The sequence below is a fragment of the Arthrobacter liuii genome (genome assembly GCF_014639275.1).
Taxonomy (GTDB): domain Bacteria; phylum Actinomycetota; class Actinomycetes; order Actinomycetales; family Micrococcaceae; genus Arthrobacter; species Arthrobacter liuii.
The window spans coordinates 20,565-41,170 of sequence record NZ_BMFW01000026.1; the positions used below are offsets into that span (position 1 = coordinate 20,565).

At 59.0% G+C, this 20,606-nt stretch carries 22 protein-coding genes; 20 read left to right on the forward strand and 2 right to left on the reverse strand.

Annotation, left to right across the window (positions count from 1 at the left end; genetic code table 11):
* Positions 1-28 precede the first annotated feature (28 nt).
* From IEW19_RS18390 to IEW19_RS18470, 18 genes are all read left to right on the forward strand, one after another.
* The gene (locus IEW19_RS18390) at positions 29-550 is read left to right on the forward strand and encodes a TspO/MBR family protein (RefSeq protein ID WP_188573034.1); all 522 of its coding nucleotides are present in this window, start codon (positions 29-31) and stop codon (positions 548-550) included.
* Between the two features lie 369 nt (positions 551-919).
* Positions 920-1,165 carry a glutaredoxin-like protein NrdH gene (gene nrdH, locus IEW19_RS18395; protein ID WP_043451057.1) on the forward strand — a complete coding sequence of 82 codons (246 nt, stop codon included), beginning with the start codon at positions 920-922 and terminating at the stop codon, positions 1,163-1,165.
* Positions 1,166-1,275: 110 nt separating this feature from the next.
* Complete coding sequence (gene nrdI / locus IEW19_RS18400) at positions 1,276-1,746, forward strand: class Ib ribonucleoside-diphosphate reductase assembly flavoprotein NrdI (RefSeq protein ID WP_188573067.1); 471 nt, start codon at positions 1,276-1,278, stop codon at positions 1,744-1,746.
* A gap of 20 nt (positions 1,747-1,766) precedes the next feature.
* Positions 1,767-3,887 carry a class 1b ribonucleoside-diphosphate reductase subunit alpha gene (gene nrdE / locus IEW19_RS18405; RefSeq protein WP_188573066.1) on the forward strand — a complete coding sequence of 707 codons (2,121 nt, stop codon included), beginning with the start codon at positions 1,767-1,769 and terminating at the stop codon, positions 3,885-3,887.
* 98 nt (positions 3,888-3,985) lie between these two features.
* Positions 3,986-4,960 (forward strand): class 1b ribonucleoside-diphosphate reductase subunit beta, encoded by a 975-nt coding sequence (gene nrdF, locus IEW19_RS18410; protein WP_188573035.1) that lies wholly within the window; start codon positions 3,986-3,988, stop codon positions 4,958-4,960.
* 436 nt (positions 4,961-5,396) lie between these two features.
* Complete coding sequence (locus IEW19_RS18415) at positions 5,397-6,632, forward strand: hypothetical protein (RefSeq protein WP_188573036.1); 1,236 nt, start codon at positions 5,397-5,399, stop codon at positions 6,630-6,632.
* 719 nt (positions 6,633-7,351) lie between these two features.
* Positions 7,352-7,678, forward strand: coding sequence for a histone-like nucleoid-structuring protein Lsr2 (locus tag IEW19_RS18420; protein WP_188573037.1), 327 nt, complete (start codon positions 7,352-7,354; stop codon positions 7,676-7,678).
* Between the two features lie 390 nt (positions 7,679-8,068).
* Entirely contained in the window at positions 8,069-8,875 is an 807-nt protein-coding gene (locus IEW19_RS18425) for a hypothetical protein (RefSeq protein WP_188573038.1), read from the forward strand.
* Between the two features lie 509 nt (positions 8,876-9,384).
* A complete protein-coding gene (locus tag IEW19_RS24280) occupies positions 9,385-9,585 on the forward strand; it encodes a KTSC domain-containing protein (RefSeq protein ID WP_373283624.1) in 201 nt (66 codons plus the stop codon).
* A 161-nt stretch (positions 9,586-9,746) separates the two neighbouring features.
* Positions 9,747-10,859, forward strand: coding sequence for a hypothetical protein (locus tag IEW19_RS18435; protein WP_188573040.1), 1,113 nt, complete (start codon positions 9,747-9,749; stop codon positions 10,857-10,859).
* A 1,084-nt stretch (positions 10,860-11,943) separates the two neighbouring features.
* Complete coding sequence (locus IEW19_RS18440) at positions 11,944-12,168, forward strand: hypothetical protein (protein WP_188573041.1); 225 nt, start codon at positions 11,944-11,946, stop codon at positions 12,166-12,168.
* 147 nt (positions 12,169-12,315) lie between these two features.
* Entirely contained in the window at positions 12,316-13,242 is a 927-nt protein-coding gene (locus IEW19_RS18445; protein ID WP_188573042.1) for an aminoglycoside phosphotransferase family protein, read from the forward strand.
* Positions 13,243-13,581: 339 nt separating this feature from the next.
* Positions 13,582-14,268, forward strand: a complete 687-nt coding sequence (locus tag IEW19_RS18450) for a DUF2625 family protein (RefSeq protein ID WP_188573043.1) — start codon at positions 13,582-13,584, stop codon at positions 14,266-14,268.
* Positions 14,269-14,490: 222 nt separating this feature from the next.
* Positions 14,491-15,138, forward strand: coding sequence for a leucine-rich repeat domain-containing protein (locus IEW19_RS18455; protein ID WP_188573044.1), 648 nt, complete (start codon positions 14,491-14,493; stop codon positions 15,136-15,138).
* Between the two features lie 281 nt (positions 15,139-15,419).
* The gene (locus IEW19_RS18460) at positions 15,420-15,617 is read left to right on the forward strand and encodes a hypothetical protein (RefSeq protein ID WP_188573045.1); all 198 of its coding nucleotides are present in this window, start codon (positions 15,420-15,422) and stop codon (positions 15,615-15,617) included.
* A gap of 156 nt (positions 15,618-15,773) precedes the next feature.
* Complete coding sequence (locus tag IEW19_RS18465; protein WP_188573046.1) at positions 15,774-16,109, forward strand: hypothetical protein; 336 nt, start codon at positions 15,774-15,776, stop codon at positions 16,107-16,109.
* Between the two features lie 1,099 nt (positions 16,110-17,208).
* Positions 17,209-17,343, forward strand: coding sequence for a hypothetical protein (locus tag IEW19_RS23970; protein WP_268236294.1), 135 nt, complete (start codon positions 17,209-17,211; stop codon positions 17,341-17,343).
* Between the two features lie 40 nt (positions 17,344-17,383).
* Positions 17,384-17,923 carry a GrpB family protein gene (locus tag IEW19_RS18470; protein WP_188573047.1) on the forward strand — a complete coding sequence of 180 codons (540 nt, stop codon included), beginning with the start codon at positions 17,384-17,386 and terminating at the stop codon, positions 17,921-17,923.
* 40 nt (positions 17,924-17,963) lie between these two features.
* Here IEW19_RS18470 and IEW19_RS23975 read toward each other — a convergent pair whose 3' ends face one another.
* A complete protein-coding gene (locus IEW19_RS23975) occupies positions 17,964-18,086 on the reverse strand; it encodes a hypothetical protein (RefSeq protein WP_268236296.1) in 123 nt (40 codons plus the stop codon).
* A 678-nt stretch (positions 18,087-18,764) separates the two neighbouring features.
* Here IEW19_RS23975 and IEW19_RS18475 point away from each other — a divergent pair.
* A complete protein-coding gene (locus IEW19_RS18475; protein ID WP_188573048.1) occupies positions 18,765-19,154 on the forward strand; it encodes a tautomerase family protein in 390 nt (129 codons plus the stop codon).
* 62 nt (positions 19,155-19,216) lie between these two features.
* Here IEW19_RS18475 and IEW19_RS18480 read toward each other — a convergent pair whose 3' ends face one another.
* Positions 19,217-19,585, reverse strand: coding sequence for a hypothetical protein (locus tag IEW19_RS18480; RefSeq protein ID WP_188573049.1), 369 nt, complete (start codon positions 19,583-19,585; stop codon positions 19,217-19,219).
* Between the two features lie 202 nt (positions 19,586-19,787).
* Between IEW19_RS18480 and IEW19_RS18485 the strand changes: the two genes are divergently transcribed.
* Positions 19,788-20,585 carry a hypothetical protein gene (locus IEW19_RS18485; RefSeq protein ID WP_188573050.1) on the forward strand — a complete coding sequence of 266 codons (798 nt, stop codon included), beginning with the start codon at positions 19,788-19,790 and terminating at the stop codon, positions 20,583-20,585.
* Positions 20,586-20,606 lie beyond the last annotated feature (21 nt).

A 20,606-nucleotide genomic window follows, 5' to 3' on the forward strand; every position in this document is an offset into this window, starting at 1 on the left:
CCTTGGGTAAGGAAGCGGAGGATCAGCCATGAAACTGAAGACACTGGGATGGACGACGGCGGCCACGGTCGGCACAGCCGCTGCAGGTGGGGCTGCCACGGATCCGGACAGCAACTGGTACCTGAAGCTGCGAAAGCCGGACTGGCAGCCCCCGGCCCTTGCCTTTCCGGTGGTGTGGACTGCCTTGTATGCGGACCTGGCCGTGACGTCCGCCGTCGCACTGGACCGGGCGGTGGAACTGGACGCTGCCGCCGACAGTCCCGGCCCCGTCGGGAAGGACCACGCCCGGGAGCTGCGCATGTACAGGCGCGCACTGGCCGCAAACCTGATCCTGAATGCGTCGTGGAGCTGGTTCTTCTGGCGTGCACGCCGGCCGTGGCTGGCAGCGGCGGAGGCCGCGGTGCTTGCAGCCAGCAGCGCTGATTTGGTGCGGCGCACTTACCGGCTGAACCGTGCTGCCGGAGTTTCGCTGGCGCCTTACGCAGTGTGGTGCTGCTTCGCCAGCGCGTTGTCCACCGCGATCGCCCGGCTCAATCCCGCCAAGCCGTAGGAAGCGGACGCAGCTGCCGGGTCTAGCAGCCTGCCCAACGGGGATCCAGGGGTCCGTGACCACTACATGTAGTGGTCACGGACCCCTTTCGTATGGGTGGAGCAGGACGGCGACACGCCGGGCGATCACGACACGCGCATTGTGCATATGTGGCTAACTACTCCACAGGGTGTGGACCCAGCCCGCAAAAAACCCGCGATCCCGGGCATTTTTCCAGCCCTTGCCTGTGGATTAACGGTGCATTAAATGACATACTTGTAATACATCATCTTGGGGTTCCAAAGAGGCGTCTGCACTACATGTAGTATCTATCTACAGCTGGACGGGGACACCGCACCAGCAAAGAGTTTAACTAAGGGGACAGGGACAATGACCGTAACGGTTTACACGAAGCCTGCTTGTGTTCAGTGCAACGCCACTTACCGCGCGCTCGACAAGAAGGGCATCACCTACCAGAGCGTCGACATCTCCCAGGACGCCGAGGCACTCGAGCGCCTGAAGGCACTGGGCTACATGCAGGCTCCCGTTGTGGTCACGGACCAGGACCACTGGTCAGGCTTCCGCCCCGACAAGATCGAGGAACTGGCCCTTTCCGCCGTTACCTCCGTGGCCTAGGAGTTCCCGCTTTTCCTGCCGGCAACCATCAACCAGCTGAGGTGACTCCCATGGCGGCACCAGCAGCACAGCGTAACCACGTTGCTTTACCGACCCACGCGGCTCAGCGCGTGGAGGTGTCCCCGCCGGCCGGTCCCCAAAAGGAAACCGGGCTGGTTCCCACCGGAAGCCAGCTCATCTACTTTTCGTCTTCATCCGAGAACACCAGCCGCTTCGTCGCGAAGCTTGGCCGTGAGGTGGCCCGGATCCCGCTCTATGCAAAGGATGCACCCCTCCTCGCCACCCGGCCGTACGTGCTGGTGGTGCCCACGTACGGCGGCACCGGGGGAGAAGGATCCGTTCCCAAGCAGGTCATCCGGTTCCTCAACAACCCGCAGAACAGGCAACTGCTGCGCGGGGTAATAGGTGCCGGAAACACAAACTTCGGGGACAACTACTGCATGGCAGGTGACATTATTGCCGCCAAATGCCAGGTACCCCACCTCTATAGATTCGAACTTATGGGAACGCCGGAAGACGTCACCCGGGTCAACCAAGGATTGGATACGTTTTGGACACGACTGTCGCAGACACAGAAGTAACCAGGGCCCAGAAGCCCGAGATGCCCGCCGCCTACAAGGGCCTCGGCTACCACGAGCTGAACGCCATGCTGAACCTCTATGGTCCCAATGGTGAAATCCAGTTCGGCGCCGACCGCGAGGCCGCGCACCAGTACTTCCTGCAGCACGTTAACAACAACACCGTGTTCTTCCATGACCTGGAGGAGAAGCTCGACTACCTGGTGAAGAACCAGTACTACGAGCGCGAGACGCTGGACCAGTACACGATGAACTTCATCCGTGAGCTGTTCAACCGTGCCTACAAGAAGAAGTTCCGTTTCGAGACGTTCCTGGGCGCCTTCAAGTTCTACACCTCGTACACGCTGAAGACGTTTGACGGTAAGCGTTTCCTGGAGCGCTACGAGGACCGCGTCTGCATGGTGGCCCTGCACCTCGCCCGCGGCAACGAGCAGCTTGCCCTGCAGATGGTGGATGAGATCATCGAGGGCCGCTTCCAGCCGGCCACCCCCACGTTCCTGAACGCGGGCAAGAAGCAGCGCGGCGAGCTGGTCTCCTGCTTCCTGCTCCGCATCGAGGACAACATGGAGTCGATCGGGCGCTCCATCAACTCCGCTTTGCAGCTGTCCAAGCGCGGCGGCGGCGTGGCGTTCGCGCTGACTAACATCCGCGAGGTGGGTGCGCCCATCAAGCAGATCGAGAACCAGTCCTCCGGCGTCATCCCCGTGATGAAGCTCCTCGAAGACAGCTTCTCCTACGCCAACCAGCTCGGTGCCCGCCAGGGTGCCGGTGCCGTGTACCTGCACGCCCACCACCCGGACATCTACCGGTTCCTGGACACCAAGCGCGAGAACGCGGACGAGAAGATCCGCATCAAGACCCTCTCCCTGGGCGTCGTCATCCCGGACATCACGTTCGAGCTGGCCAAAAAGGACGAGGACATGTACCTGTTCTCCCCGTACGACGTGGAACGCGTCTACGGCATGCCGTTCTCCGACGTCTCGGTCACCGAGAAGTACTACGAGATGGTGGACGATTCCCGGATCAAGAAGACCAAGATCAAGGCCCGCGAGTTCTTCCAGACCCTCGCCGAGATCCAGTTCGAGTCCGGTTACCCGTACATCATGTTCGAGGACACCGTGAACCGGGCCAACCCGATTGACGGCAAGATCATCATGTCCAACCTGTGCTCGGAGATCCTCCAGGTTTCCCAGCCCACCACGTACAACGATGACCTGTCCTACGCGGACACCGGCAAGGACATCTCCTGCAACCTGGGCTCGCTGAACATCGCCAAGACCATGGACAGCCCGGACTTCGGCCTGACCATCGAGACGGCCATCCGGTCTCTCTCGGCGGTGTCGGACATGTCCAACATCACCTCGGTGCCGTCCATCGCCAAGGGGAATGACCAGAGCCACGCCATCGGCCTGGGCCAGATGAACCTGCACGGCTACCTGGCGCGTGAGCGGGTGCACTACGGCTCTGAAGAGGGCCTGGACTTCACCAACATCTACTTCTACTCGGTGGTGTACCACGCGGTCCGTGCCTCAAATCTGCTGGCCATGGAGACCGGCCAGACCTTCGGCGGCTTCGAGAAGTCCAAGTACGCGTCCGGCGAGTTCTTCGACAAGTACACGGAGCAGGAGTGGGTGCCGCAGACCGAGAAGGTTGCGGAGCTCTTCAAGAACGTGCACATCCCCACGCAGGCTGACTGGCTGGCGCTGAAGGCTTCGGTCATGGAGCACGGCATCTACAACCAGAACCTGCAGGCTGTGCCGCCCACCGGATCGATCTCCTACATCAACAACTCCACCTCCTCGATCCACCCGGTGGCGTCCAAGATCGAGATCCGTAAGGAAGGCAAGCTGGGCCGCGTCTATTACCCGGCGCCGTACCTCACCAACGACAACCTGGAGTACTACCAGGACGCGTACGAGATCGGCTACGAGAAGGTCATCGACACCTACGCCGCCGCCACCCAGCACGTGGACCAGGGCCTGTCCCTGACGCTGTTCTTCAAGGACACCGCCACCACGCGCGACATCAACAAAGCGCAGATCTACGCCTGGAAGAAGGGCATCAAGACCATCTACTACATCCGCCTCCGCCAGCTCGCGCTGGAAGGGACTGAGGTGGAGGGTTGCGTTAGCTGCATGCTTTAGTTGTAGCTTCAACTAAATAGGCCAGTACGACGGCGGGTGCCCGCCCGCCGTCGTACGCTTTAACTTAGAGAAAACCCACCCAACATTTAGGGGATGACATGACCGAGAAGGTCAAGCTGCTTCACCACGTCGAGGCCATCAACTGGAACCGGATCCAGGACGACAAGGACGTCGACGTCTGGAACCGCCTGGTCAACAACTTTTGGCTGCCCGAGAAAGTGCCCCTGTCCAACGACGTCCAGTCCTGGAACACGCTGACGCCGGCGGAGCAGCAGCTCACCATGCGCGTGTTCACCGGCCTGACCTTGCTGGACACCATCCAGGGCACCGTGGGCGCTGTCTCCCTGATCCCGGACGCGCTGACCCCGCACGAAGAGGCCGTCTACACGAACATCGCGTTCATGGAGTCGGTGCACGCCAAGAGCTACTCCTCGATCTTCTCCACGCTGGCCTCCACCAAGGAGATCGACGAGGCGTTCCGCTGGTCCACCGAGAATGAGAACCTTCAGAAGAAGGCGCAGATAGTCATGGACTACTACCAGGGCGACGATCCCCTGAAGCGGAAGGTGGCGTCCACGCTGCTGGAGAGCTTCCTGTTCTACTCGGGCTTCTACCTGCCGATGTACTGGTCTTCACGCGCCAAGCTGACGAACACGGCCGACCTGATCCGCCTGATTATCCGCGATGAGGCCGTTCACGGTTACTACATCGGCTACAAGTTCCAGAAGGGGCTTGAGAAGGTCTCCGAGGAGAAGCGCCAGGAGATCAAGGACTACACGTTCGAGCTGCTCTTCGAGCTGTACGAAAACGAGGTCCAGTACACGCACGACCTCTACGACGGCGTGGGCCTGGCAGAAGACGTCAAGAAGTTCCTGCACTACAACGCCAACAAGGCCCTGATGAACCTGGGCTACGAAGCGATGTTCCCGGCGTCCGTCACGGACGTGAACCCGGCCATCCTCTCGGCACTGTCCCCGAACGCCGACGAGAACCACGACTTCTTCTCCGGCTCCGGCTCCTCATACGTGATCGGCAAGGCCGTCAACACCGAAGACGAGGACTGGGACTTCTAGGACCCCTTTGTGAGATCGGAGGCTAGTTGGCGATTTTCCGACTAGTCGGCGATTCCGTCCTAAGTTTTTGGCGAAAAACTGCCCTAGTTGGCGATTCCCTGTGAGGTTCCTGGAACGTGGCCAATTCCCAATTGGGATGGCCACGCTCCATGGGACGTGGTCCTTTTCCCGATTTAGATGGCCTCGCTTCACGGAACGTGGCAAGACTCCAGCGGGATGGCCACATTTCGCCGTAGATGGCAAGCAAGATGAGGCCCAGAACCATAGAGTGAGTTTCGTATTTGCCAAGAGGACCGCGGTCCCAAGTTACTCGGATGGACTCCTGGCGAAGTAAACAGCAAGAAAAAGACCCCGCATTATCGGCGGGGTCCATTCGGGGACACGAGCGATTTCTCAGGTCTGGTCGTGTTCCGCACACTTAAGGAGCATAGTGTCTTTGGAAAATATTACACATCACCCAAGTGAAACGGAAACCGATCCTGTAAAGCGCGCCCAGATTCGTACTGGCGTCTGCCACAAGTCTGCGCTGGCTGAGGCGCTGCGGGAGGTCCATCCGCGGGTTCGTAAGGTCATCGGAATCCCGGACGCGGTCATCGCGTACTTGGAAGTCTTTGTTTTGGTTATTCGCCATGTCATGGATGACCACGATGGCAGGCCTTGGCAGGAGCGTCTGGACTTCATAGACGAATACTTGCCTCCCACTATTGACACAGAAATATTCATGCTGGGGGTTTCTCGCATTGAAGGCCTGCTCGTTGGTGATCTGCCTCGCTGGACCAAGCTCGTCTCGTCACCCCAAGGAAAAACGTTCCTTCGACGTCTTGCGGGTGCTGCTGCATATGACAAGATCGAATCTGCGTTGCGAAGCGATGGGGCTCTGCTTGTCATTGCATTTCGGAGGTTCTTTCGCTCCCTGACTCCAGTGGCCGTGGCGCTCGATGACTGCGTCGTGTTCCTTACACCCCATCAGATGCGCGAGATTGGTGGCCTGGACCTCTTGGAGCGCTCAGCATTGAATATCGCGTATCAGGTTGACGCTCAGCTCGACCGCATCTTGGATCATGACCTGCCGCTCAAGGACGTCCCCATGAGGGATGAGGAAGCTCGCACCTACCAGATCGACGTTGAAACGCTCGCGAATCAGGTTCGTCCCCTTGTGTCTGGAATCTCCCAAGACAAGATCTCAGAGGTCAGTGCCGCTTTGTCACGAAAAATGTCTGGGGCTCGTCAGGCGCTAGCGACATCAGACGACGGGTGCTCCCAAGCAGCGAACTCTCTGATCGAGTTCATTGACCGCCTGCTCCGTCAGGCCTTCAGCGAAGCGTATGTTTTGGAGTGGACCGCTACGTACTACCCTGGCGAGACGAAAATGACCTTCGAGGGTAAGGCCGGAAACCTGCGCCCGACTAAGCGAGCTCAAGCCCTCTGCTTCGCCCATGGAGGCCAAATTGTCGAACAGGCGTCGTCATTTCATCGTCTGGCCGCCGCCGGCCTCAATGAGACTCGTGCTCGTCTGCAGAAGATCAAGCACAGCGACAACGGCACTCTGGAAGAGAAAGCCCTCGTAGAGACCGCTATTTCTGCCGTCGAAGGCTTCTTCCTCTTCGCCATCCGCGCTGGGTGGGCTGACTTGCAAGGTGAGAGACTCGAAGAGCTAAGGACTCGCATGTAATGGGGGCATCCACTTCAGGTGCACCGTCGACCTAGCCCTGTACCGTCCGCCCGGATGCGTGCTGCTCGCGCCTCGGACCGAGGGCAGAGAGATGAGGATCGTCGCACCATGTTCGTCGTTAGTGTCCAGGACGATCGTGGCGACTGTCTTCCCATCGGCGTCCTCGAACGAGGCCAGTTCCTGCACGAGAAACATTGCATAGGGGAGCGCGCATAGGCTGCAAGGCCATCGACGGGAACGCGAGATCGCTCGCATGCGACTTCTCTTCTTCGGCCAGGTCCGCGACAACATCGTCTTTGGTCATGAGCCTGGTGGGTTGGAACCCTGCGAGGAGTGTCTAGGAGGTAAAAGTCCCTTGGGCGATGCTGGTGGCGCCTCCTGGGCTTCTCGGTCCCATTCATAGTGGCGGGGCGGTCACGCTCTAAGATTGTTGGCGGTTTGCCAAGTAGTTGTAAACAGGCAGTACTTTGGTTGCACCTGCTGGTGGAGCTAGAGCAGCTGGGGGTAGCACGGAAACATGCATTGATGACGTGGTGCTCATGACGGTCGTGTCAATTTATGTGCCCTACTTCAGCCCCAGGCTGTGAACGCGCACCTGACCCCCTGTTGTTGTCCAGGAGCGCTGAAAATTAACAATTCCGGGACAACATTTTCCTGACCTTAACAATTGCTAATGTTTGCTGGCTGGGATCCGTCTGGTGATTGGATAGAATCATCGAATGGCTTCACGCACTGTGATTGAACTTGTTGATGACCTCGACGGATCCGAGGCGACAGAAACCGTACGCTTTGCTCTCGATGGCAGCGACTATGAGATCGACCTTGCGGATCGAAACACTGACCTGCTGCGCAGTCTGCTTGCCCGCTTCGTAGACGCCAGCCGTAAGACCAGCGGAACTAGGCAGACTCCTAGGGCTCATCGTCTCGCTGCGTCGGCTGACACAAAGGCCGTCCGGGCCTGGGCAGCCGAGAAAGGCATCGAGGTCAACGCCCGTGGACGCGTCAGGGAGGACGTCGTAAAGCGCTACCTGGCTAGCTTTGGCTGAACTGGGCGGCCAGCGCGCGCAGCAAACGTCGAGTGTCTCCTGGCTCTTGAACAGCGTGCGTCTAGTGCGCCTTCACCGGACAGTTTCGCAGGCAGGTCTTATGCATTCAGCAACCGTTCTTCGGAAGGTGGTTTGCGGGCTATGCTATGTAGCGCTGCTAAAAACGATTCCGATGACTCCGCTATTCACAGCAGTCCAGCAGCCATAGAAAAAAGTGTCTCGTAGACGATTTCAGCTCTAAGCATTCAGGATATTGGCGTGGGATTAGGCCAAGCTCTCACTCCGTCGCTCTGGGCAAATTCACGTTTATGAAACGCCGCCAAATAGCGTCGAAGTCATAAGGCTATACTCGCGATAGTTGCGCCGACCGGTGCACGGTAACGGGGGAATATGAGCACCGTCCTTTTCGCGCCTGGCGTTGAGTTAACCGTTACCGGCAAGCCGTTCGGGGAGACTCCTGCGCGGGATGTCGACAACCTTCGCCGACGGATGGCACGAAGAGCCAGGATCGCCGTAATCGTCCTCATCATCCTCGCTTGCACGGCCCTAGGGATCATCTGGCACATCGGCCAGCCGTTCTGGGGCAACTGGCCGCATGTCGATGCCACCGTGGTCAGCCAGCGCGAATTCGTCGCGAAATACGTAGACTGCGATCTCGGGCTCAGCTCTGTCATCGATGGTCGCCCACAGCGCAATCACGTTACGTTCGGGGACCCCTGTAGACAAGCGCCGGCCATCGGTTCCGTGGTCACCATGAGCTACTCCCCGGACGACCATGGATGGGTCCATTTGCCCCTGTGCCAGTGCGCCGGCGGTTTTACCGTCGGATTCACCGGGTTCTTGCTGAGCTTCCCCCTTGCCGGCTGTACCCTGTGGGCAGTGCTAGCGGTCCGCAGGCTGCGGAAGGTGACCCGCCTCGGAGCCTCTCCGTGGCAGGAGGTCACCGGCGTTGTCCGGTCCGCGTCCCTCAAACCGGGCGGTCTGGCTATTGAACTTGTCATCGAAGGAGCCTCTGCCATCGGTATGAGGTTTGGCACACGCGGCATCAGCTTCTTCCCCGTGCCGGCGCCCGGAAGCACACTCTCTCTTCGTCTGGCAGGGGATGGCAGCGGCAAGGTCCTAGTGGCGCTTCCCGGGCACTGGGGCGAAAGCCTAGGCCTGATCTGGCCCGTTGCCGCCCGGCTGCCAGCGCGCTGAAACAAGGGGTGTTGGCATGGACGGACCATGCTGAGGCCAACTCCACCGATGCACAGCGCCTTCATCGAGCCTGGGAAGCCTGTCTCGGCTGATTGATTACGGGGTCGGCACATGGGGTTACCATTTACTGATGAATCCACGCGCCGATTCCTGACGATCTAGCAAGTCGCCGACGAGCTGCAAGTGAAAGCCGGCCTCGTCCGTGAGACGTCTCGTACCCTAGGGATTTCGAGGCGGTCTGGAATGTAGCGGTTAGGGCACCGTAACCGTGCATTTCATCGTGCGGGCTAAACGTACGTGTAGAGGCCAAATACGGAACCGAGCGAAGGATCCCTTCCCGTCCGCACGCCAACGGACCGGCTTATGGGCAACTGTTCAAGCGACTTCCCTGACCCTGCTACTCATTAGTTTGCCTGTTGTCAACAGATTCGAGATGATAGTCACATTCAGGTAATTACGAACGTGGAAGTTAGGTCCGCCTGCGGGGCTCTTGGGAGGAAGCCATGAACATGACCCCTGTCGTGTCCACCAACGTCCGAAGTGTTGGCTACGACCGACTCACAGCGACGATGCGGGTTGAGTTCAAAAATGGCGGCGTCTACGACTACTACGGCGTCTCGCCCGAACTAGTCGAGAGCATGCTTCTCCCCAACCCCTGGCGCCGTTTAGGTCGCTTGGTCAGAGAGCACCGTTGCAACCGCGTCGGCTGAACCTGAAATATCCAATGTTTGCCTGTCCAAACGACGATCCGCATACCGAGATGCGCAGCTGCGGCAAGGCTCTCCTAGGGCAGCCGTGGTGGGCGGCCGAGCTTTCATGATTGAGGAAGGGCAGGGGCGCGCGGTTCAGGGACTGCGGGAAGGGGCAACGCATGACATCTCGTGGCGAGCCTAAAAAGACCAAGATGAACCTCCCGTGGATCCTCGGGACCCTTCTAATCGGCGGTGCGGTCTTAAGTATTACGATCGCGGCTGCGGACAGCTCAGCCCAGACCGGGCTGTGGCAGTCGGCCTTGATCAACATCGGCTCAGCCGTGGCCCTCTCCAGTCTCCTTGGGTTTATCGAGCCGCGTCTGCGCAAGAACTACATCGAGGCGACGACGAGGAAGATTGAGGCGGCGACAGAGGAAATCGAAGCCCGGGTCGATGCCCGCGTTGAAGAACTCGAAGAACGCGTGGAGAGCTCGCAGGCGCTGTTCAGGCAGTACATGGACGCCGAAGATGAAGCGGTCGTAACCATGAGTGGCCGGCCCGACTTCTACACGATCGCGGGCGCTTTAGTCGCTGCGAACAGGGCACGCACGATCGATCCCTTCCGTGGTGTCACAGTCCCGGCATCGGAGGGAATCCCAAGTGTCGTGGTCGGGTTCCACTACGCCACCCCGGTGGGAAACGGCCGCCGGGACGTCCTTCGGATAAAGGCGACCGTCCTAGAGGACCGGCCGGACGGCAGGTTCCCGTGGCCGACGGAGTACGCGTGGCAACCTGGGGCGACGTCGGAGCAATTCGGCGCTTACATGATGAAGGAGCTCCAGAATGCCGATCTCAAGGACGTGGCTTCGAAAGTCTTCTGGCCGGAGACAATCGACAGGCTTACGACCGCGCTTACTTTGGCATTCGACTCGAAGAGGAACGATGGCAAGCTCAAGGGCCAATTGATCGAGATGGGTCCAGGCAATTGGGCGCTGACCAGCGTTGGAATCGAACATGTCTATCGAGGTATCCTCGCGCCTGCGGATAGCTTTCCCAGTGAGATAACGGGGGCGGTCCAGACCTTTGCCCGCCGTGGGGGCGAGGTCCTTCGGGAGCCGTGGATGGATCTCGAGCGGCCCGAGTGGGCCGAACCCGCCGAGTGGGAGTACATGATTGCTCGGGCGCGTAAGGTGCTCGCAAATATCAATTTGCCCGTGATGATGCAGCCGCCATACGTCGGCTCGACGAAAGAGCCAAGGAGGCCTGGGCCTAGGGCAAGCGGCGTGGGCTAACTTGAGCGATACTCTCAAGCCCGCTGAACATCCTTGAGACTGTCCGGTTGAGGATCCTCCTACGAACCCTGCACCCAGTATCAGAGATCCGGTGTTGGATAGGAGAGGCACCGTTCCTTGAGGAGTTCTAGGCTAAAGGCACGAAGGGAATGACCGCCAAGAAGACCAGCGGCAATAAACCGAAGGCATCCTAGAGAAGTAGTACGGATGACGCGCAGTAAGGGATCCCTCGCGGACTTATCTCGGCAAGGCCTTTTATTCCAAAGCCCAGTGGGGCCGCGGACACCGAAATGAACCCAGCGATGACCCTGGGCTTAAGGAATGACACCCATAGGCTGCCCCCCTGTGAGTGCTCAGTTGCTTGCGACATAGGTCCACTCGCAATCACTTCAGGAGCGTAAGAATCGCCGCACGCCCACTGACTTATACGAATATGCTTTGAGCACTACCTGACCCTGACGGAGGGCTAAAGAAGACGTGCCAAAGATCTGGGATGACTCAGAAGCAATCAAGATTGCGTACCCTCACGAGTGGGACACCCTTCCGATCCAGCCACCGGCCGGCTATCTATGGCGAATTCTGAGGCGCCTATCGGTTGGTTTGCTTGCAGCTTTGGGGGTCATGGCAATCATTGCGATCTCATCTGTGACCATAGGTCGACCTCCAGAATGGCTTGTGTCCATTGTTCTTGTACTGATCGTCGTCCCTGGTATCGCCATGATCCTGATCTGTGTGTTTGCGGCCCGACCCTACCGGGCGGAGCGGAAGCTCGGCTATACGACGTGGCCGTCCAGCAAGGAACTGAATAGGGGAGGCTGACTAGTACTCATGAGGCCACTCGCGGCGATCGTCATACGCCCAACGACACTGGAGTACCTACCCGAGGAATCGTCCGCCCACGGAGTGGTCTCCAATTGCCGCATGGATCGCAAAGAGGTCCGTCATTTGATGTCCGTGACCGTGTGCCCGCTGGGGGATCGGCAAGCGTACGTCTTCTAGACACGAGGTCTGCAACACTGGGTGGACCAGTGGGAGGGGCCGGCTCTGGCCTGGCTGAACCTGTTAATCATCTCGGGGGGTGGGAATGGGTGAAGCCGTAGTTTTCGTGCTGGTGGCCGCCGCTTGGTTTGTCTTCCGTAAGCGGATAGCGGCTTATCAGGTATTCCTGATTACGGAGAAGTTCAAAATCCTTCCCGGTCGAGACAAAGCTGAGCAGCTGCGGGGCATGGAACTGTTGGGCACGCTGTTCGGCGCGCTGCTCTTTGTTGCAGGTGTGTTGTTGATAGTTCTCCACACGATGCTCGGGTAGGCCGCCGAGGTGTTCGGTGAAGGATCGCTGAACAAGCCGCAGGCAAGCGGAGCGATCTCGCAATCTACTGCCAGCCCCGCTGGATGAGGGCGACATGATGCACCTGGACCTGTTGAAGTCATCGACCAGGCCTGATTGCATGACTTCGTGGACGAAGATCACTGGAGTCGGCTGCCATTGGCAGTGCACGACTGGTTGCGGAAGCAACTCAAAGACGAGACGCTCACCTTTACGTCCACAATTGGTGGATATTCCGGTGGGGTGACCGGACTGTTGACTGTCTCCGAGGATGAGTTCTTCGTGAAGGCCGTTCCCCTGGATTCGCCGCCAGCGGCCGACTACATCACTGAGGCGCGTGTGGCCAGAGCGCTTGCTTCTAAAGTCAGGACGCCGCGGTTGCTGTTCGACGGATCGCTGGATGGTTGGGTGGTTCTGGTGTTCGAGGCCGCCGAGGGGCAAACACCAGAAGAACCGTGGCAACGCGATCAACTCTTGAGTGTCATCGACATGTTGGATGAGTTCTCGCCCCGGCTCACGCCGAGCCCAGTGGCGAGTCTGCCTACCGTCGCTGACCGGATGAGGGGACGCTGTTCAACATGGTCCCAGCTCCTAACGACTGGATCCTGTGGGCTGCTGTCCGTAGAGGAACTGAACCAGTGGGAACTGCTACATCTTTCGGAGCTCGCCCGGCTCGAAAGCTCATGGGAGAACCTGGTCCAGGGGGAAACGCTGCTTCATTTCGATTTGAGGCACGACAACCTAAAAATAGACGAATGGGGGCAGATCTCCGTCCTTGATTGGGGCCGGGCGTGCATAGGTCCAGGCTGGGTTGATGTCGTGTGCTTGCTTCTGGAATCCGACGTCGGGTCAACAAATCTGGAGCGCCTATTCCACCAAAGCGCACTGGCTAAGAAAGCGGATCCGGAGGCTGTTGACGCATTCCTAACCATTCTGGCCAGCTATTGGCGGCACGCTGCCACGCTCACCCACGATGTTCCAGCCGAGCTAAAGCGCCGTCGTGAGTTCTCTAACAAAAGCACCCTAGGCTGGATCCAACAGCGCTGGCGCAACTAGCGATAGCACCCGGGCGGCCACGGATCTGAGCCGAATTCACGGCTCTGGTCCGCAGGATGGTGGTCCTGGACCAGACCCCCGCAGTGGTCCGGGATCGGGTCTACATACTTAAGCCCGGAGGCCCGGATTTCGAACAGCAATCGCCAAAGTCTTCGGCGTACGCGGCCGAGCCTGGCTGCACTAAATGTTGGCTCATACCGTCCACATGGCGTGCACCTTGATGGATCCTTCAGCGTGCGGATGGAGGGGATCAGCGCGCCGCCGGAACGTGTGCGGCTGGTCTGTCCTTCCGGGAGTCGGCGGCAACCGGGCAAGCGCCACCTGTGACAGCATCTGTTTATGACTCCAACACGATCTGCTGATGAGCTTCTTGGCGTCGATTCTCCCGCGTGGCCGTGGCTGGAAACGCTCTTGGCTGGCGCGGTCGTCGACTTCAAAGTGTTGTTAGCGGACGACACGTCGAAAAGGAACGTTCTCTTCCGTCTACAGGTGACAGCCGCGTCGACGCTGGGAGCAATTGCGTCGAACTGCGCGGCTATCGTGATCGATCACGGATGGGTGCGCGTTCTCGGCGCTGGCGCCAATGGAATCGAGGACATCGCTACAGTAAACGCTTTAGGTGATCCCGATCATCGTGCAGCGCTCCCAGGTCATCTCGTCATCGCTTACGACGTTCTGGGTGGTGTCTTCGCTATCAATCACCATGATCTTCCTGCCGAGCCAGGTGAAGTCTGCTATTGGGGTCCGGACACTCTGGAGTGGACATCCCTGCGAGCTGGCCACACGGCATTCGTCGAGTGGCTCGTGAGGGGCGGAGCTACGGAGTTCTACTGCGAGCTGCGATGGCCGGGATGGGAAGAAGAGGTCGCCGCTCTGTCCCTCGACGAGGGCATCAGCGTCTACCCGTTCCTCTTCACGGAAGAGGGGCGGAACATTGCGACGGCGGCAAGAAAAGCCGTGCCCTTCCGGGAACTGCTCTATCTGAACGAACACATGGCCAAAAGCCTCAGCGCGAGATCAGAATAAGGGCCGCCAACTGGCATCCGGTGAGCGATCCTCCACCGGGCGCACGCCGACCGGCCAGCGGGACGATTCTGAGCTGGTGATGGTCCCGTCCGTTCGCGTTCTTCTGTGAAGGCGTGTGGCCCGAATCGTAATAGCAATGTCTGTTCTCTTCTTGCTAGTCCCCGCGGACTCACGGGCAGTCTCTGTGCGTCTTGGCGTGAGGTTCTGCGGCATACTCGAGTCATGGTTGCTCAACGGAAGTCCGCTCAGTCTGCTGCCAAGTGGCGCTCCGAGGACGACGTGTGGATCGACCACGCATCGCTCGACCTCTCCGATCTGGAGTGGCTATCAGGTGTCCGTCGCCTGACCCTCTGGGCGGTAAAGATGCCTTCGAACTTGTTGGCCTCGCTACCTCAGCTTGAGTGGTTAGACCTCCGCGGGGGTTCTGGGGCGTCCATCGACGTCGTTAATGGTTGCTCTAATCTGAGCTACCTTGCTGTCAATCAGATCCGTGGTCTGCACGATCTGTCGGCTCTAAGTGCTCAAACGAATCTTCGGCTGTTGAGCCTTTACGGACTGCCACAAGTACGGACTCTTCCTTCGCTCGCTAACCTTCTGCGTCTCAAACGCGTCGAGATTGGATCGATGAAAGGGCTGGTCGGGTTGGGTCCGCTCCTGGAGGCGCCGCATCTGGAGGAACTGATGCTTACGAGAGAAGTCGCTTTGGGTGGTACTGATCCGGAGGCGATTGCTGCCCACCCTTCGCTGAAGGCCTTTGAATGGTTCGCGGAAGATGTACCGGCCATGACCTGGGTTCCGGTCGTTGATCGAGTAGGGCGCCCAAAAGCTAAAGCTTTGAGTGCTTCGGATTGGTTCGAGCAGAACCCGTGATCCAGCAGAAGTCCAGTCCAGCGTCTTTGCTTCGCTAGAAGAGGGGTGAATGGAAGACGGCCTCCTTGAGAGCCGCATCAAAGCAAACCTTCGGCCAGCACGGTAGAGGATCCATAACCGTGCTCTGAATCGCACGGTCGGCCACCGGCTAAAGGGCACTGGGTGTGAACGGGTGGGCATAACGCGTCCCTTTGTGTGAACAACGAAGAGTGGGCGCCTGAAGCTGCTCAACAATGGATCAAGCCAGCAGTGCGCTGCAGGAGTGGGACCATACTTAGGACATGAAGAAGTCCCGCTACGTCATTGCTCTGGTCGTTGGCAGTTTCGGCATCCTGGCGGGCTTGTTCAACATGCTCAGGCCCGAAGGGAATGTCCTGTCAGGAGTCTTTACCGGCTTAGGCGGCCTGCTAATTGTCGTCAGCACCTACATCGTCGACAGGAAAGCAAAAGCAGTAAGACGCTCCAGCCACGAGCAATGAAGCGGCTGCTCAGTTCATACAACGACGCGCCCACACGCCGCTCCAGAGTACACATGCCCCAGGGGAGCTTGTTGCCGGCGGCCCTATAAGGGATCCTCACACGCCGTCCTGCAGCTGCGATCGAACATTGGCCGGGCATAGACGTAGGATTCGAGCATGTTCGCCAGCATGCCGAAGGTTCTGGGTCAGAGCGGGATCGAATTCACCGTGCAGACCCTGGAGACAACTGACACCGACATTCTTATTCGCGTGCGATCGACGGAGATGATCCCAGGAAGACATCACGCAAGTGCAGTCTTTCCGGCAATCGCAGGCGAAGGGCTTACGCTCTCAGACAATCACGGCGCCTTAGCGCCGATGGTCCAGAGTAGTTCGTCTTCAGGACTTTTTCTCGGGCTCGTCGACTTCTCTTATTCCTTGGACGCAGGCCTCGATCTCACCTCCCCGCTGACGCTTTCCTCTGCCAACGCCCAGTTGACCTTCCAGCTCTAAAGACCCAGGATCCCCGTTGGTCGATCCCCTTTCGCGCTGAACCATGCGCCAAACAGCGCCGCAAAAACACCGCCATTTATCGGCGCGAGTCACAACGTGGGACGGCGCGGAGGGATTTTGGGGCACGATGATCGACCGGCTTACGGTGCAGGCCCTATGGGTGCTTCGGCAGTAAAACCTCGGCTTCTATTGCCCGCGGCATCCTCGTGGTTACACTCCGGTATGAACAAAGGGGGATCGTTTTTAAGAATCGGGACGCTACGGTGTGCCATGAGCAATGACGAGGGGACTCGTACGCCGAAGTTGAAACGGCTTCTATGGACCGGCTTCTGGCTCTTCTGGGTCGCGATGGTCGGGTCATCGCTCACACGGGGCTGGCTTGGCTTCTGGCCCTCTATGGTCATATGGGCCTTGCCCATAGTCGCCATAATGACGCCGCTAGCTGTCGCTGCAAGGCGTGAACGCAACGAATTGGAGAGGCGTTCATCCCAAGACGCTCCGGATACAAGCACCTAGCCAGTCACCGTGCGCTAATGAGCGCCATAGTGCTCATCGGGCTTGGGCCGTCACCGAAACTTGCCCAAGCCACAATTACGGAAACCACGGATAACCACCAGGACGAGAGCAGCGATGAGAATTCCGCGGGGTTTCATACCCGCAGACTAACCGGCGCTGGAAAATATTGGACGTGATTTGTCGCTTACGGCGTCCCACAGGACCCTGATTCTCGTCCCGTAAGCCGATCGTCTTACGGGCAAGATCACGGCGCACAATTCACAAAGACCCAGCGCTCCAGTCGGTTCTCGTTGAAGAACTCGCAGACCCTCCGTTCATATGATCAACTCCTAGACTGCGGCGTGGCATCGTCGGTAGAGTTCGCGCATGCCAGAGGACCGATTTGGTGAGGACGCAGGCCAAAGTGCCTCCGAAGGGGTTGCTCCTCGACCGAAACGGAGGCTGTTTCCCTTATTGGGTTTCGGGTGGCTCGTCCTCGGTATTGCTTGGCTGATAGCCGCTTTGACAGGTCTAGATGGACCGGCCGGCCCTTGGCGAATTGCCCTTGGGATTCTTTACCTGGTGTTGGGCATCATGTTTCTTATTGGCTGGCTCCGCCGGGCAGAAGGACCACCTAGGAAATGATCCGGCGATGAGCACCATCACCTGCGGGGTGCCCGCTGAGGGATCCCTCACCGACATCAACCCCACCCGGCTAACTGAAGACGTCGTCGAATAAATAAGAGTGTCATGTTGCACTGAGGCAGTATCGTGGCTGCATGACCAGGGCGAATGCTGTGGTGGAAATTGTTCCCTTCGAAACGGGCTGGTCCGATCGGTTTCTCCGCACCCGGACACTGCTCTCAACCGTGTTCCACGGCGCATCCATCGAACATATCGGGTCTACGAGCGTGCACGGGTTGTCATCAAAGGACACGATCGATGTGGCCGTCGGCGTACCCGACGTGGCAGCCGCATTATCGCCGGCCGCCGTCGGATCGCTCACCCGGTTGGGATTCGAGTACGTTCCGGCCTCCTTTGCCGAGGATCCCGACCACGCTTTCCTGCAGCGGATAATCGCAGACCATCGCACGGACCATGTACACGTCATGCGGCTCGGCTCGAACACCTGGATTCAGCGCCTGAGATTTCGTGACTACCTTCGCGCCCATCCCGATGCCGCCGTGAGATACGAACGCGCAAAGCTCGAACTGGCTGACCGATTTCATGATGATCGGGATGGATACGTGCAACGGAAACAGCCGATCGTCGAATCCCTCATGGTCGAAGCAAGGCGCTGGGCTGAAGAAAGCCGCTGAGGGAACGCTTCTAAACGAACGGCTTGGGTGGACGTTACAGCTAGCTACCCGGGTACATTTCGCGGAAACGCGAATAGGCGTCAGGATCTGCGGCAAGCTCCATGGCGGCACGCTGGTTGCGAAGCGCCTCGATCTGGAGTTCCAACTGCAGGTACCAGCTCAAGCACGCATGGCCCCGCTAGGCATCAGCAATCCGGCTGTCCCGTAATGCAACTTTCTTTTGTCAGGTTTTACGATCCCGTAAGGGCACGTTCGGTTCGATCTTTTCGGCGGCGTTGATCATGTCTAGTGGCGCACTGGGTAGCCGAGCGTTTCTGCCGCTCTGAGCACCCCATCTGGCCATCCCTGAACGAACACGAGTGTCCGTCGATCCACCGGCTTACGGGCGGCACGTTTGTCCAGAAGAATGCCGTGAATGGGCGGCCTATCGTGTCACTGTTTGCTGCTGTAGGCTGCGGCCATGTCACAGCCGGAGGGTAAGCGTCTTCAGCCGAGAATGACGCGTGGCAGTTGGCGTCTCTCCGCCTGGTCATCGGGCCTGTTGGTTCTTTGTTTCTCCGTCCTGGCAATCCGGGGCTTCACTGCAGTTGATAGGGACATCGCGGCACTATGGATCTACTCCGCAGCCGTCCTGGTTAATGCGGTCTATTTCCTTTACCTTCTCCGAGTCCGCCGGAACGATGCCACTTTCTGGGACCATGAGGAAAGTCAGAGGGCAGAGTGGGACCGTCGTGGCAGGAAACTATGAATCAGCAGGCATTCCCGGCTGAACGTGGGTGAACGGTCCACTGAAGGATCGCCTTAAGGGCAACGGGGAGCTTGCTTCCAGTATCGTGCTCGCATGGCACAAATTATCGTTTATGGGCATCGAGAGAGCCTTGACCAGCGGCGGACAGCTCTGAGGAACGCGATTCATGGAGCGATCATGATTGCTCTCGAATATCCGGCCGAGAAGTGTTTCCAGCGCTTTATTGCTCTTGACGATGCCGACTTCATCCACCCCGAAGACCGCGGCAGCGACTATACGATTATCGAAATCTCCATGTTCGAGGGTCGATCCATCGATGCCAAACGCATGCTGATCGCTGAGCTATTCCAGCGCGTTGATGCGGAAGCGGGAATCGCGCCGCACAGTCTTGAGATCACTATCTCTGAGACACCAAAAGTGAACTGGGGTATCAGAGGAGTGAACGCTGCTGACCTCGCTCTTGGGTACAAGGTCGAAGTCTGACCAGCAGCAGCTCGGCCGGGAGCCTCCGGTGAGCCATCCTTTACCGCGCCGCCCATCTGCTCCTAGGAACAGACTTTGAGAAATGCTGTCGCACCCGGACGAGCAAGGAAAGTGATGATGTGGCCATTGTCATCCCGAAATACAGCTTTTGAGCCGGACACGGTCACAGTGCCGGCCTGATAAGGGTTCCCCCATCCCGGAGGGGGATTGCCCTGGCCGTCATCCAGTGGTGTTTCGGCGAGGAAGAATGTGTCGTCGACGCGCAATTCCTTGATTCCGCAGTGGGTGTAAAGCATGGTTGCCATGCCGGACGCAGTAGGCGCCGGCGACTCCGGCGAGGCTTCGGTCACCGGGGTGGCAGGACCTGCACACGCAGCCAGGACGGCCAATAGCGTAACAGCCAGCAGCGAGAATCTGATTTTTCCGGCCATTCGATCGCACCCCAATCCCGAGCAGGCTCAAGAGTATGCCGCGGGAAAGAGCGCCACAATACTAGGGCTGGTCACGATTTCCTCACGGCGTCCGGTGTTGGATCGGCTAACGGGCACAGCGAACCGTGCGCATCTTGGTCCTCTATGCTTTCGGCATGGGATGTGGGAGGTGAGCGCGGGCCCGGAGCCTTCGCGTGCACAGATGAAGCGCGTGACGGATCAGGAGCGGGAACTCGCGTGGCTGCTTGAACGGCCAGATATGGACGTCTGCACCGGCCTGGATCCAGTAGGCTGGCCGGCATCGGTTTGGGTGCTCCACGCCATGTACGAAAATCCTCGACTCCACAAACCGGGGACCTACGAGGACCTGAAGCGGCGCCGACTCACCGCTGGAGCCGAGCCGGCGATGATCGGCGACGTCAATATGGACGAAATGACCATTGACGTCGGCATCCCCCTCGGGTACACCTCTAACCCCGGCCCCGGTTGGTCACGGCTGACCTGGGCGGATTATCTGGCCCGAGAAGGGCGCACCCTAACTGGCCCCCACCTGACACCCCCGGGCTACCGCTGGTTCCCGTCCGGCTCCTGGCCCCTTTCCATCCAGCCGCCGCCGGAAGGGTCGATGGATCTTGCCAGTTTCGAAGCGCTTATCAGCGCGATCGCCTCTTTCGAAGCGACAGGCAGGGACATGGAGTGCTTCGCTTTCATGGCCGGCTTGCCGACGGGAATGGACCCCCAAGACCTTTATCACCTCTGGAAGGGCCGCTTGGGCACACTTCCGACGCTCCTGGAACGGAATGACTACGACTACCGGTTTACCCCCACGAACTGGTGGTCGGCCGACCGCACCTGGTTCGTCCTAACTGATTACGACCTCCAGGCCACAAAAGTAAGCGGCCCCGAACGTTTGATAACGAGGGTCCGAAACGATCCCCTCCTCGAGACGGTGGACTGGACCGAACCGCAGCAGGAGTGCGCCCCCTCTTCCGTCCGGTGAGGGATCCTTCATCGGGCGTGG